At 63.5% G+C, this 12,092-nt stretch carries 13 protein-coding genes; 6 read left to right on the top strand and 7 right to left on the bottom strand.

Features of this window, described 5'->3' with window-relative positions; all coding sequences use genetic code 11:
• Nucleotides 1-8 precede the first annotated feature (8 nt).
• Nucleotides 9-1,154, bottom strand: a complete 1,146-nt coding sequence (dapE, locus tag B2585_RS01460) for a succinyl-diaminopimelate desuccinylase (RefSeq protein ID WP_292019240.1) — start codon at nt 1,152-1,154, stop codon at nt 9-11.
• Nucleotides 1,155-1,431: 277 nt separating this feature from the next.
• Between dapE and B2585_RS01455 the strand changes: the two genes are divergently transcribed.
• The 3 genes from B2585_RS01455 to B2585_RS01445 are packed head-to-tail and all read left to right on the top strand — an operon-like array spanning nt 1,432 to nt 4,772.
• On the top strand, nt 1,432-3,021 hold the full coding sequence (locus tag B2585_RS01455) for a choice-of-anchor L domain-containing protein (protein WP_292019239.1): 1,590 nt from the start codon (nt 1,432-1,434) through the stop codon (nt 3,019-3,021).
• The gene (locus tag B2585_RS01450; RefSeq protein WP_292019237.1) at nt 3,018-4,115 is read left to right on the top strand and encodes a Hint domain-containing protein; all 1,098 of its coding nucleotides are present in this window, start codon (nt 3,018-3,020) and stop codon (nt 4,113-4,115) included. The genes B2585_RS01455 and B2585_RS01450 overlap by 4 nt, the downstream gene beginning before the upstream one ends.
• 60 nt (nt 4,116-4,175) lie before the next feature.
• Nucleotides 4,176-4,772 carry a hypothetical protein gene (locus B2585_RS01445; RefSeq protein ID WP_292019235.1) on the top strand — a complete coding sequence of 199 codons (597 nt, stop codon included), beginning with the start codon at nt 4,176-4,178 and terminating at the stop codon, nt 4,770-4,772.
• A gap of 27 nt (nt 4,773-4,799) precedes the next feature.
• Here the strand turns inward: B2585_RS01445 and B2585_RS01440 are convergent, their stop codons facing one another.
• The 3 genes from B2585_RS01440 to B2585_RS01430 are packed head-to-tail and all read right to left on the bottom strand — an operon-like array spanning nt 4,800 to nt 7,229.
• Nucleotides 4,800-5,807 (bottom strand): TIGR00341 family protein, encoded by a 1,008-nt coding sequence (locus tag B2585_RS01440; protein WP_292019233.1) that lies wholly within the window; start codon nt 5,805-5,807, stop codon nt 4,800-4,802.
• On the bottom strand, nt 5,804-6,145 hold the full coding sequence (locus B2585_RS01435) for a hypothetical protein (protein ID WP_292019232.1): 342 nt from the start codon (nt 6,143-6,145) through the stop codon (nt 5,804-5,806). The genes B2585_RS01440 and B2585_RS01435 overlap by 4 nt, the downstream gene beginning before the upstream one ends.
• A gap of 49 nt (nt 6,146-6,194) precedes the next feature.
• Entirely contained in the window at nt 6,195-7,229 is a 1,035-nt protein-coding gene (locus B2585_RS01430; protein WP_292019230.1) for a sodium:calcium antiporter, read from the bottom strand.
• Nucleotides 7,230-7,364: 135 nt separating this feature from the next.
• Between B2585_RS01430 and B2585_RS01425 the strand changes: the two genes are divergently transcribed.
• Nucleotides 7,365-8,057: a DUF4336 domain-containing protein gene (locus B2585_RS01425; RefSeq protein ID WP_292019229.1), complete on the top strand. Its 693-nt coding sequence runs from the start codon at nt 7,365-7,367 to the stop codon at nt 8,055-8,057.
• 5 nt (nt 8,058-8,062) lie between these two features.
• On the opposite strand, the gene B2585_RS01420 is transcribed toward B2585_RS01425, so the two are convergent.
• From B2585_RS01420 to dapD, 3 genes are all read right to left on the bottom strand, one after another.
• Nucleotides 8,063-9,019, bottom strand: coding sequence for a calcium/sodium antiporter (locus B2585_RS01420; RefSeq protein ID WP_292019228.1), 957 nt, complete (start codon nt 9,017-9,019; stop codon nt 8,063-8,065).
• A gap of 124 nt (nt 9,020-9,143) precedes the next feature.
• Nucleotides 9,144-9,398 carry a GlsB/YeaQ/YmgE family stress response membrane protein gene (locus tag B2585_RS01415; protein ID WP_292019227.1) on the bottom strand — a complete coding sequence of 85 codons (255 nt, stop codon included), beginning with the start codon at nt 9,396-9,398 and terminating at the stop codon, nt 9,144-9,146.
• 109 nt (nt 9,399-9,507) lie between these two features.
• Nucleotides 9,508-10,335 carry a 2,3,4,5-tetrahydropyridine-2,6-dicarboxylate N-succinyltransferase gene (gene dapD / locus B2585_RS01410; protein ID WP_292019226.1) on the bottom strand — a complete coding sequence of 276 codons (828 nt, stop codon included), beginning with the start codon at nt 10,333-10,335 and terminating at the stop codon, nt 9,508-9,510.
• Nucleotides 10,336-10,425: 90 nt separating this feature from the next.
• Between dapD and B2585_RS01405 the strand changes: the two genes are divergently transcribed.
• Complete coding sequence (locus B2585_RS01405) at nt 10,426-11,274, top strand: TIGR00730 family Rossman fold protein (protein WP_292019225.1); 849 nt, start codon at nt 10,426-10,428, stop codon at nt 11,272-11,274.
• Complete coding sequence (locus tag B2585_RS01400) at nt 11,255-12,043, top strand: aminoglycoside phosphotransferase family protein (RefSeq protein ID WP_292019224.1); 789 nt, start codon at nt 11,255-11,257, stop codon at nt 12,041-12,043. The genes B2585_RS01405 and B2585_RS01400 overlap by 20 nt, the downstream gene beginning before the upstream one ends.
• Nucleotides 12,044-12,092: the final 49 nt, after the last annotated feature.

The following is a 12,092-nucleotide window of genomic DNA, read 5'->3' as shown; positions in this document are numbered from 1 at the left end:
CCCTGCGATCAGGCGAAATAATCGCGGATGATCCGGGCATAGATCGCCTTCAACTGGCCGATCTGCGAAATCTCCACCCGTTCGTCCACTTGGTGCATTGTCTTGCCGACAAGGCCGAACTCGACGACCGGGCAGTGATCCTTGACGAACCGCGCATCGGACGTGCCACCCGAGGTCGACATCTCGGGCCGGATGCCGGTTTCCGCCTCGACTGCGGCCGCGACGAGATCGGAGAGCGGGCCGGGAGGTGTCAGGAAACTTTCGCCCGACACCTTGACCTCCATTCCGATCTCGATGCCCGCCAGTCCGGCGACTTCTTCCGCCGCCTCGCGCAGCCACGCGGTGAGGCCTTCGGCGGAATGGGCGTCGTTGAACCGGATGTTCACGGTCGCGCGCGCCTCGGCGGGAATGACGTTGGTCGCCGGATTGCCCACGTCGAAGGTGGTGATGGCCAGCGTGGACGGATCGAAATGCGCCGTGCCCTCATCCAGCACATGCGCGTCCAGACGTGTGACGAGACGAGCGAGCGCGGGAACGGGGTTCTTCGCGCGATGCGGATACGCCGCGTGACCCTGCACCCCCCGCGCGGTGAAATAGGCGGTGAGCGAGCCGCGCCGACCGATCTTCATCATCTCGCCCATCCGATCCGGGCAGGTCGGCTCCCCCACGATGCAGGCATCCATCCGCTCGCCGCTCTCTTCCATCCACTCGAGCAGCGCACGGGTGCCATCGACTGCGTCGCCTTCCTCGTCTCCGGTGATGGCGAGGATCAGTGCGGCATCTTCCGGCAGAACGGCGGCGGCATCTACCGCAGCGGCCACCCAAGCCGCAACGCCGGACTTCATGTCAGTTGCGCCCCGGCCCCAAATCCAGCCGTCCTTTTCTTCCGCTCCAAAGGGCTGAACCGTCCAGGCACCGGTATCGCCCACGGGAACGACATCGGTATGCCCGTTGAACCCAAGCCGGCGCTTGGCGTCCTTAGGGCCTTTGCGCGCGAACAGATTGGACACCCCCCCTCGGTCGACCCGCGCGCACTCGAACCCCGCATCGGCAAGCAAATCGGCAAGGTAGACCAGAGCGCCGCCTTCCTCCGGAGTAACGGAGGGACACTCGATCAGACGGCGGGTGATTTCGACGGGATCAGCCTGTGACATTGCGCACCTTTCCTGAGTTTCCAACGTGATACACGCCGCCCGGCAGACCGGCAATGTTGCCTTCGAGCGACAGCCTCCGCGGGATTTTCAGTGTTACGAACTATCTAGTTAACAAAATGAGACGCAGTGTTCATAAACGATTCAAGAATTACCGAGGCAGTGTGTGCGAGCCGAATGAGCGTAAAAATGCGCCGGGCCCGCGAGCGGATTTTCAGGTACCAACGGGGCTTTTCCCCGCCTGTTTCGCCATCTGCTTTCGGGCAGGAGGCAGGAAGACATGGCGACGGCGAGCGAGCTGCCGATCCAGACAAACGCGTCTGCACTACAGATGGCGAACACCATCTTCGGTGAAGGTGTCACGGTCGTTTCGGCATCTTATACGGGCGACAATCGGTCTTCCGGAATCTACACCGACGGCGACTCCGAGGCACCCGGCGTGACACCTGCGGATTCGGGCGTGATGTTTTCTACCGGCCGCCTACGCGATTTCACCAACAGACGCGGCGATCCCAACACCTCGACGAGCACCAGTTCGGACACCGCCGGCGAGGATGGCAACGCCGGCTTCAACGCCCTTGCCGGCAGCCAGACCTATGACGCGTCCTATCTCGATATCGACGTGATCCCGACCGGGGACACGATCTCGCTCCAGTTCGTGTTCGCGTCTGAAGAATACCCTGAATACGTTGGCTCGGTCTTCAACGACGCCGTTGGGATCTGGGTCAATGGGGTCGAGGCGACCATGACGGTCGGGGACGGCACCGGCTCCGTGTCCAACATCAACGGCACGTCGAACCAGAACCTCTACGTCGACAACACGAACGACGCATACAACACCGAGATGGACGGCTTTACGGTGACGATGACCGTCAAAATGGCCGTGACGCCCAATGTGGTAAACTCGATCCGGATCGGGATCGCCGATGTAGGCGACACCTCATACGACTCCACGCTTCTCGTCGCGGCGAAATCCGGTCAGGCGGCGGTTACGGCGAACGACGACACGGTGAGTATCGAGCCGGGCGGGTCGCGTGTGGTCGATGTGCTGGCCAATGATGAGGGTCCGGGGCAATCCACGCTCACGATCACCCATGTGAATGGCGTGGCCGTCAGCGCGGGGTCCACGGTCACACTGTCCACCGGGCAGAGCGTCACACTGAACGCGGACGGAACCTTCACCATCGACGCCGACAACGACATCGAGTCGGTCAACTTCAGTTACACCATCGCGGCTGGCAACGGTCAGGGTGGCGGGTCGTCGGACACGGCCTTCGTCACGATCAACTCGATTCCCTGTTTTGTCGCCGGTACCCGGATCGCGACACCCTCGGGCAATGTCGCGGTGCAGAACCTGCGCCCGGGCGATCTCGTGGAAACCCACGACAACGGGGCGCAACCGCTTCGCTGGGTCGGTCGGCGCACGGTCGCGGCCTCCGGCGATTTCGCCCCTGTCCGGATTCTGGCCGATACGTTCGGCACCCACGGACAGCTATGCCTCTCGCCGCTCCACCGCATCCTGATCCGTGACGCCTTTGCCGAGCTTCTGTTTGGCGAGACCGATGTTCTGATTGCGGCGAAAGATCTCGTCAACGATCACAGTGTCTGCCGGGTCGAGGGCGGGACCGTCGAATACGTCCATATCCTTTTCGATGCCCACCAGGTCGTTTTCTCCGAGGGTCTTGCGACCGAAAGCTTCCTGCCCGGACCGCAGGCCGTAGGCGGGTTTGAACAAGAGATTGTGCGCGAGATCGTCACGCTGTTCCCTGAACTCGACCCGCACACGGGCGAAGGCTACTCGCCTGCGGTCCGCACCATGCTGAAGCGGTACGAGGCGCGCTTGCTTCTCGCGCGGGAGGCCGCCGCATGAGCTGGATCGGCCTTACCGATTTGCATCGGGGCCTGTTCAATCCGGCCGGCCTCGGCGCTGCCACGAACCAAACCAGCCGCCAGTCCGAAGCAGTGAACGCGATTCTGCCGGTGGGTACGCTTGTCATTGAAACGGAATACCGGGCGGAACCCGGTGAGGTGCAGACGATCCTGGACTACAGCCGGTTCAAGGACTGGCATCGTGCGCTGACTGTAACGCTCAGCGCACGCGGAGAGATGCGCGTCGCGGTGACTCAAGGCGACGCACGGTTCGTCGCGCGACTGGCGTTTCCCGTACCCGAGTATGACGCCCCGGTCAGGCTCTATTTCAGCTGGGATGGTCCGAATCGCCGGGGTCGCCTGGCGATCAAGTTAATCCACACGGGCGAGTTTTTCGTGGTCCCGGTGTCCGATCCGCTTCCGATGCCGATGCTCGATGCCCTGACGATCATGCGAAATGGCCACGCCACGCAGATCGCATCGCAAACCGCCTTTGTCGCTGTGTCGGATGAGGTCGAGCCCGTGGGTCTCGCCGCCGGGATTTGCGGAAGCACGCCCGTCGAAACGCCGTCAGGTGCGGTGCCGGTGGAGCGTCTGCGCCTTGGCGATCGGGTTCTGACCGCGACGGGAGGAAGCCAGCCAGTGCGCTGGATCACCCGGCGCACCGTGCCGGCGCTGGGGCACTTCCGGCCCGTGCGGCTGCGCGCCCCGTTCTTTGGCCTGTCAGAGGATCTGCTGATGGCCCCCGATCACCGGATGCGCGTGGAAGGTGCGGAAGCAGAATACATACTGGGCGAAGACGACGTCCTCCTGCCCGCCAAGCGGCTCGTGGGGAGCCATGCGGCGGCTGTCGAGGCACGCCTCAAGACTGTGACCTATTACCATGTCCTGCTCGATACTCATGACTGCCTGCTGCACGATACGGTCTGGGCGGAAAGTCTCTATGTCGGCCAGATCGGCGCCGACCGCATGCGTCTGAACGCGACCGCTCTTGCGGAAATGCCGGCGAGTGCTGTGCCGACACACCGGGGTTTCGCCCGGCATCAGCTGTCGGATGTCGAGGCCCGCTCGCTCGCGCATGTCCTGCATCGGTGAACTGGACAGGCGCGGGTCCTACTGCCAGACTGACGCTGATAGTTTTATGGAGTTTTCCCGATGCGCCATTTTCTTAAGGGTCTCGCCCTTGCCGCGATCCTCCCGCTTTCCGCCTGTTTCGATGCCGATGTGACCGCAGATTTCACCGATACATCCGAGGTCAAGCTCGACGCGGTGATGACGATGGGCTCGGAAATCTACCAGATGACACAGGGCATGGGTGAAGACCCCTGCGAGGATGGCGTGGGCGAGGTGAACGCCGATGGCTCCTACACCTGCTCGATGCTTGAACGCCGATCGCTCGACGCCCTGCTGGCGGCGATGGACGAGCCGGACAATGATCTGGGAATCGGCGATGGCGTCACGATTGCCGAGCTCGACAATGGAAACATCACGGTCTCCTTCGATCTGTCCGAAATGACCTCGGATCTGCCGCCGCCGGAAGAGCGCGAGCAGGTCGCGGCGATGTTCGGGGACGCGCTCGTAGGCCACGCCATGACGATCACCGTGATCGGCAAGGAAATCGTCTCGACCAATGGCGAAATCCTGAACGACGGCAAGGCCGCGCAGCTTGTTCTGCCACTCGAGACGATGTTCATGCCAATGGCGGACGCTATTCCCGAAAGCTTCGACGTCGAACTCGTCCCCGGTCGCTAGGGGAAGCGAGACGTCGCGCGGCAGAGCTCACCCGCCGAACAGCAGCCACCCATGTTCCGCGGCGTAGACCGCGAGACCGAGGAGGGCGACCACGGCGGCGGCAATAGCGAAAGAGACTCGGATCGACGTTTGATGCGTGTCGGACTGCCAATCGCGCGGACGCACGCCCTTGACCCGGAATACGGCCAGAGCGGCGAGGTTGATCGCCGCAATATTGATTACGACGGTAGCAAGCGCCCGCACGGCAGGCACATAAGAGCCGTTTCCGAGGAGCAGCCCGAATGCCGCGAGGGGCGGGAGAAGGGCCGCCGCCACCATCACGCCGACAAGGCCCGAGGTTTGTCCACCGGCCACCATAAGCGCAGCGGCGGCGCCGGACGCGAGCGGTAGCGCGACGGTCATCAGCGACAGCGAACCGTCGTAGGCCATGAGCGAAGATTCCCCGTTGAATGGGACCACAAAGCCAAGAGCAACGCCGGCGGCCACCCCGACGCCCAGTCCTGCGCCCAGCGCACGCAGCGCAATCCACATGAGCGGCACGGTGCCCAGCGTCGTCGCGAAGGCGAAAGCGAGGATCGGACCCAGAAGCGGCGCAATCACCATCGCCCCGATCACCACCGCAACCTGATCCTGCAAGAGCCCGATCGCCGCGACCACGGTGGCGAGGCCCGTCATGACGAGGTAGTCGACCGTCAGCGCCGTGTTCTGGCGGATGTCGCTGTAGATCTCCTCGCGCGCATTTGCGTTTTCTTCCTGCGCAACACGCTCGGTTTCGTCCTCGTCCTCGACTTCAGGCAGGCTCGCCTCGGTCGTCAGGGCATGAAGCGTCCAGCCATCCTGACCGTCCAGTGCCTCGGCGATCTTGTCGAGAACATCCTGCATGTCGACGTGGTCGAGGGCGGCGATGATGACCTGCCGGTCGTCTTCGCCTGCGGGGAAGCAGTACCAATCCTTTTCGGGCAGGTCCTCGAAGCAATCCGAAATCGTGTCGACATGTTTTTTGGCGGCAACGATCTGGATAAGCCGGTCGCTCATTCGGCATCCTCGAAGAAGGGCGTCATCTGTGCCACGATCACCGCGTTTTCAGCCAGCGCGCGCTCCATTAAGGCCCGTTCTTCGTCAGGGATGTCGTGGCCTTCGGACAAACGCTCGTCCAGCGTGCCATATCCGGTGACGTCCAGAGGCGCGAGGTCCGCCTGTTTCAGGATCGATACGGTTTCGCGCACGGCTTCGGCCTCATCCACGCCCGTGGCATAGCAGACAAGGGCCGCGCCGCTGGATTGGTCCGGAAGCCCGTCCCCCTCCTTGCGGCCCACGTCGACCAGCAGGGTGAACACCTGTTGGCGACTTTTTTTCTTTGGCGTTTCGGTCATCGCGCGTCCCTTCCAATCGCCGGAGAGGTGCGCCGGGGGAGGGGCAAAGTCAAGCGCGGGAAAAGACTTCCACGCCGACGGCGAGCCCGTAGAACAGGATCATCAACAGGCTTTCGATCCCGATCCGCGCTGGCCCCTGTCGCTGGCGCAGGATGAGCCCGCCCAGCAGGATGGAGGTCATCAACATGCCCGTCGCGAGCCAATAGAGATCGTGCATTCCCACGGCGTGGAAAATCGAGCCTTCGCGATACGCCGCGTCGGAAAAGACGAGGAACAGAGTATCGAACGTATTTCCGCCGATGATCCCGCCCACAGCGAGTTGAAGCGCACCGCGCCGCACCGCGACCAGCGTCGTGACCAGTTCCGGGAGCGACGTTACGACAGCGGTGATGAGCGAACCCACAAGCGACGATGACAACCCGAACCGCGTGATGAACTGCCCGCCCGTCTGGCTTATGACCCAGCCGCAGACGCCCATGACCAATACGAGGCCGGTAAAGACAAGCGCGGGGGTGCGCGCCGACTTCTGCGGTTCCTCCGAGTCCTCGGGCTGGTCGTGTCGCGTCTCGTGCGTTTCGACCGGCTCCCACATCGGGGACTCCCGGACCTTCGTGGCGAGGCGAACGCCCCAGAGGTAACCCGCAAAAATCAGGAGCGACACGGGATGAATACCGAAAAACGCGACCTCGGGCCCGGAGATGGCGGCGATGGGCAGGCTGAGAAGGATTAGGAGCAGGACCGCCTGAAACATGTTGGCAGGCTCCGCCGCGGCGTGTTCAAGGTTCGCACGGCGATAGATCAGATCGGCCAGGGCAAGAAACAGGGTCTGCGCCGCGATCCCGCCGACCGCGTTCGAAACGGCGAAGCTCGCATCGCCCGAGGCGGCCCCTGTGACCGAGACGACGACACCTGACAATGACGTGGCCCCGCCGAGGATGATGCCGCCCGCCATCGCCTCGCCCATCTTCGTGCGGTCAGCGATCGTGTCGGCGAGTCGGGTCGCGCGGATCGACGCGGCTACGACGACGGCACCAGCCACCCCGAAGACGAGGAACAGGAGGGTCGAGGAGAGGGCGTCGAACAAAAAAAGGCCTTTCAAGGTTATGCGATCCTGACCTGAACCCAACACCGCCGATGCAACAGGGTTCCCCACGATGGGACTTGCCGCTTGGCCTCCGCCTCCCTAGGCTTTCTGCGACGCAGCACGAAAGGCCACGCCATGCTCGATCCATTCGGACAGGACATCTGGCTCGTAAACGGGCCCGAAGTCGTCGCGGCGATGGGCTTTCGGTATCCGACGCGAATGGCCATCGTGCGACTTGAGAACGGTGACCTGTGGGTGTGGTCGCCCGTCGCCCTCGAACACGGGCTGAAGTGGGAAATCGACAACCTTGGACCGGTCCGCCACATCGTCGCGCCCAACAGCCTTCATCATGTGTTTCTGTCGGACTGGGCCAAAGCTTACCCGGACGCCCGACTCTACGCCGCGCCCGGACTGGCGGAAAAACGCAAAGATTTGAGATTCGCCGCGAAACTGGGCGACGCGCCCGAGGCCGAATGGGGTGATGAGATCGCGCAGGTGGCCCTGACCGACAATCGCATCACGACCGAGGTCGTGTTCTTTCACCGCGCATCTGCGACGGTCCTGTTCACCGATCTGCTTCAGCAGCTTCCCGTCGGCTGGTTCAAGGGATGGCGCGCCATCGTTGCCCGCTTGGACGGCATGGTCGGATTGGAGCCTGGAGTGCCGAAGAAATTCCGCGTCGCCTTCACGGACAAGGACAAGACGCGCGGCTCGGTCCGAAGAATCCTGTCATGGCCTGTGCATGCCGTCGTCATCGCGCATGGCGCACCGGTTACCACGGATGGCAGGGCGTTCCTGAAACGCGCTTTTGCCTGGCTCGACGTCTGAAGCGCTTATGCCCCCGCGATGAGTACGCCGAGGTAGACGGCATAGGCCAGGATGAGGACACCGCCCTCGCGACGTGAGATGCGCCAGCCTGTCACCGCGAAGACCAGCATGGCGATGGTTGCGGCGAGCATGACCCAGATATCAAGGCGGATGATCTCCGCAGGAATGGTCAGCGGCTGCACCATTGCCGTTACACCGAGGATACCGAGGATGTTGAAGATGTTCGAGCCGAGGACATTGCCGAAGGCCACGTCTCCTTGTCCCTTGCGCACGGCGATCACGGCGGTGACGAGCTCGGGCATCGAGGTGCCGATCGCGACAATGGTGAGGCCGATCAGCGTCTCCGACAGTCCCGCCGCCTGTGCGATCCCGACCGCGCCGAAGACAAGCCCACGCGCAGCGATGATCGTGATGAGGAGGCCCGCGACCGTTACGCCCAAGGCAACCGGCAGGCGCATCGTCGCGGAGGGGACGGCCCCGGCTTCCGCGGAATAGACTGCCGCGGCGGCGCTGGACCGGCGGCGCTCGAGAAAGAGGGTCGTGGCGAGATAGACGATCAGCAGGGCAAAAAGGCCCGCACCGGCGCCGCGGCCAATACTTCCGGTGAGAACCGCCGTCAGCATGACGACGCTCGCAAGAGCGACCACGCTGCCGTCTCGTTTTAGCGCACCCGCATCAATCCCGACCGGTCGGAGCAGGGCCGCGATGCCGAGGATGAGGAGGATGTTCCCGATATTGGAACCGACCACGTTGCCCACGGCGATTCCCGGCGATCCGGCAAGCGCGGCCTGAAGCGAGGTCACCAGTTCGGGCGCAGATGTGCCGAATCCCACGAGCGTGAGCCCGATGACCATCGGTGACAGCCCGGCCTTTTCGGCAACGGACACCGCGCCGCGCACCAGCATCTCGCCGCCAAAGATCAGACCGACAAGCCCGGCCAGCAGAAATACCACGTCCATCATGTCAGGAAACCCAAACCGCGCGGATCGCGCCGGGTGGAGATGGCGATTGCGGCGGTCAATTCAATCCCCGCCGCCGCAGAAAATCCTGCGGCGGCAATAATGCGGAGCGCCGGCAGTTAAGCCGTCAACTGGAACGGCGAATGGCCCGCGCGATGAAGATGAGGAGGCAGGCACCGACGAACCCGACGATAAGCTGTCCGATCCAGCCGTCGAGCGTACTGCCCATCACCGCCACGAGGATCGCGTTCAGGATAAGCGCACCCACGATCCCAAGGAGGATGTTCATGAGAAGACCCATGTTGGACTTCATGAATTGTTCTGCCAGCCACCCTGCAAGGCCGCCGACGATGATTGCTGCAAGCCAACCGATACCGGTCATTGTGAGGTCTCCCGTCATTGGTGCCGGCCCGGCCGGCGTCAGGAGTCCAACAACAGACGGGCCGGGGAGTTCCCCGGCCCTCGCTGTTAATCGGCGCTTTTAAAACGCTTCAGTCGCGCAGCAGCTCGTTGATGCCGGTCTTGGAGCGTGTACGCTCGTCGACGCGCTTCACGATCACCGCGCAGTAGAGGTTGAGGTCGTTCTTGGTCGGCATCGAGCCCGAGACGACGACCGAATAGGGTGGCACTTCGCCCATGAAGACCTCGCCGGTTTCGCGGTCGACGATCTTGGTCGACTGGCCGATGTAGACACCCATGCCAAGGACCGAGCCTTCGCGCACGATGACGCCTTCGACCACTTCCGAACGCGCACCGATGAAACAGTTGTCCTCGATGATGGTCGGCCCGGCCTGCATGGGTTCCAGAACGCCACCGATGCCCACGCCGCCCGACAGGTGCACGCCCTTGCCGATCTGCGCGCAGGAGCCGACGGTGGCCCATGTGTCGACCATCGTACCCTCATCGACAAAAGCGCCGAGGTTCACGAAGGACGGCATGAGCACGACGCCCGGCGCGATATAAGCCGATTTACGCACGACGCAGTTCGGCACGGCGCGAAAGCCCGCGGCTTTCCACTGGTTGTCGTCCCAGCCTTTGAACTTCGAGTCGACCTTGTCCCACCAGCCGCCGCCCTGCGGACCGCCCGGCTGGATCTCCATGTCCTTGATGCGAAAGCCCAGAAGCACGGCCTTCTTGGCCCACTGGTTCACATGCCAGTCGCCATTGTCGCGGCGCTCGGCCACGCGAAGCTGACCGGAATCGAGCGCGTTCAGCGTGTCCTCGATGGCTTCGCGGGTTTCGCCCCCGGTCGTCGGCGTGATCGTGTCGCGCGCCTCCCAGGCGGCTTCGATGGCGGTCTCCAGTGCGGCGTTGGACATGGTGTCTCCCCGAAATCCCGTGTTACGTCTTGGTCCGTCTCGCCTATAAAGGCGGATGCAGCCCCGCGCAACGCGGCAGAGAGGACGAGCATGACAGAACAGAGCCGCGCCCATCCGTTCCGGGACAGTTCCGAGGACCGGCAGGCGAGCCACCACATCCCGGACACCCCGCAGACGCGCAGCCCGACCTACGCGCTGGCCTTTGACGATCCGGAGTTCCTCGGGCGCGAGGAATTACGGCCAGTGCGGCTTCAGCTTGAATTGTTGAAACCCGACCTCGTGATGAATGAGGCCGGGATCAAATCGACGGTCGTCATGTTTGGCGGCGCGCGCATTCCCGCGCCTGCCGACAAGGATACCGCCCGGACCGAAACCCTGCGCGACCTGTCGAAGTATTACGACCAGGCACGGGAATTCGCGCGGCTTCTGACCATCGAAGGCCTGAAGACCCCGGAACTTGAAAAGGTCGTCGTCACGGGCGGTGGCCCGGGTGTGATGGAGGCGGGGAGTCGTGGTGCCGCGGACGCTGGCGGGGTTTCCATCGGGCTCAACATCGTGCTCCCGCATGAACAGGCCCCCAACGAGTACGTCACGCCCGAGCTGTGCTTCAACTTCCACTACTTCGCGATCCGCAAGATGCACTTTCTCATGCGGGCCGAGGCGGTGGCGGTGTTTCCCGGCGGCTTCGGCACGCTCGATGAGTTGTTCGAAAGCCTGACACTTATCCAGACTGGCCGGATGAAGCAGATTCCGATCCTGCTTTTCGGTCGAGAGTTCTGGGAAAAGATCATCGACTGGCACGCGCTCGAGGATGCCGGGACCATTTCGCCCGACGACCTCAAGCTGTTCCGGTTCGTCGACACGGCAGAAGAGGCCATCGAGGCGATGGAGACCTGGGAAGAAAAGGGACAGAAGCGCCGTGTCATTCCCGGACGCTGACCTCATCCATCTTTGGGAAAAGCGCGGGGCGGTGGAGCCGCTGAGACGCTGGAAACCGTTGACCGGCGGCAACACCAATGCGCTCTGGCAGGTGGGCGATCGGGTCGTGAAGCTCTATCGCCCGGAGGCCGAGACGCCGCTCTTCGCCAACGACCCCAAGTCGGAACGGGTGGTTCTGCGAGCGCTTGCGGGCACGGGGTTGGTCCCGGAGTTCGTGGCGGCGGAAGGCGATAGCCTTGTCTACAAACTCGCCGAAGGGCGCGGCTGGCAACCCGAAGATGGCATGGCTTGCGTGGCCGAAACACTGGCCGGGCTTCACGCGATGGCGCCGCCGGAGGGTATACCGGACAAGCCCGTGGGCAAGGATGCCCTGGTGCGCCAGACCCTCGCTCTGGGGGAGGATGTGCCGGTGGTGCCGGACGAGGTGCCGAGAGCTGACAAGGTGTTCATCCACGGCGATGCGACGGCTGCGAACGCGCTGGTGTCGGACGGCGGCGTGACCTTCATCGACTGGCAATGTCCGGGCGTCGGCGATGCCTGCGACGACATTGCGGTGTTTCTGTCACCGGCCATGCAGGTGATCTCCGGGAACAGACCCCTCACCGAAAACGAGGTGGACACTTTCCTTGCCGCCTACGGTGAAGGCGACGTCACAGAACGCTACCGGGCGCTGCGCCCGCTGTACCAGGCGCGGATGCGCGGCTACTGCCGCTGGCGCGCGGCGCGCGGCGATGATGGATACGGTAAGGCCTCGCTGCTGGAAAGATGAGTGCGCTGGCGGGCGCACCCGAAGTATTCAGGGACCGAAACGGGCGGCG

Source organism: Maritimibacter sp. UBA3975 (genome assembly GCF_002384975.1).
In the GTDB taxonomy this organism is placed as follows: Bacteria; Pseudomonadota; Alphaproteobacteria; order Rhodobacterales; family Rhodobacteraceae; genus Maritimibacter.
This window is presented reverse-complemented; position numbering and strand designations above follow the sequence as displayed.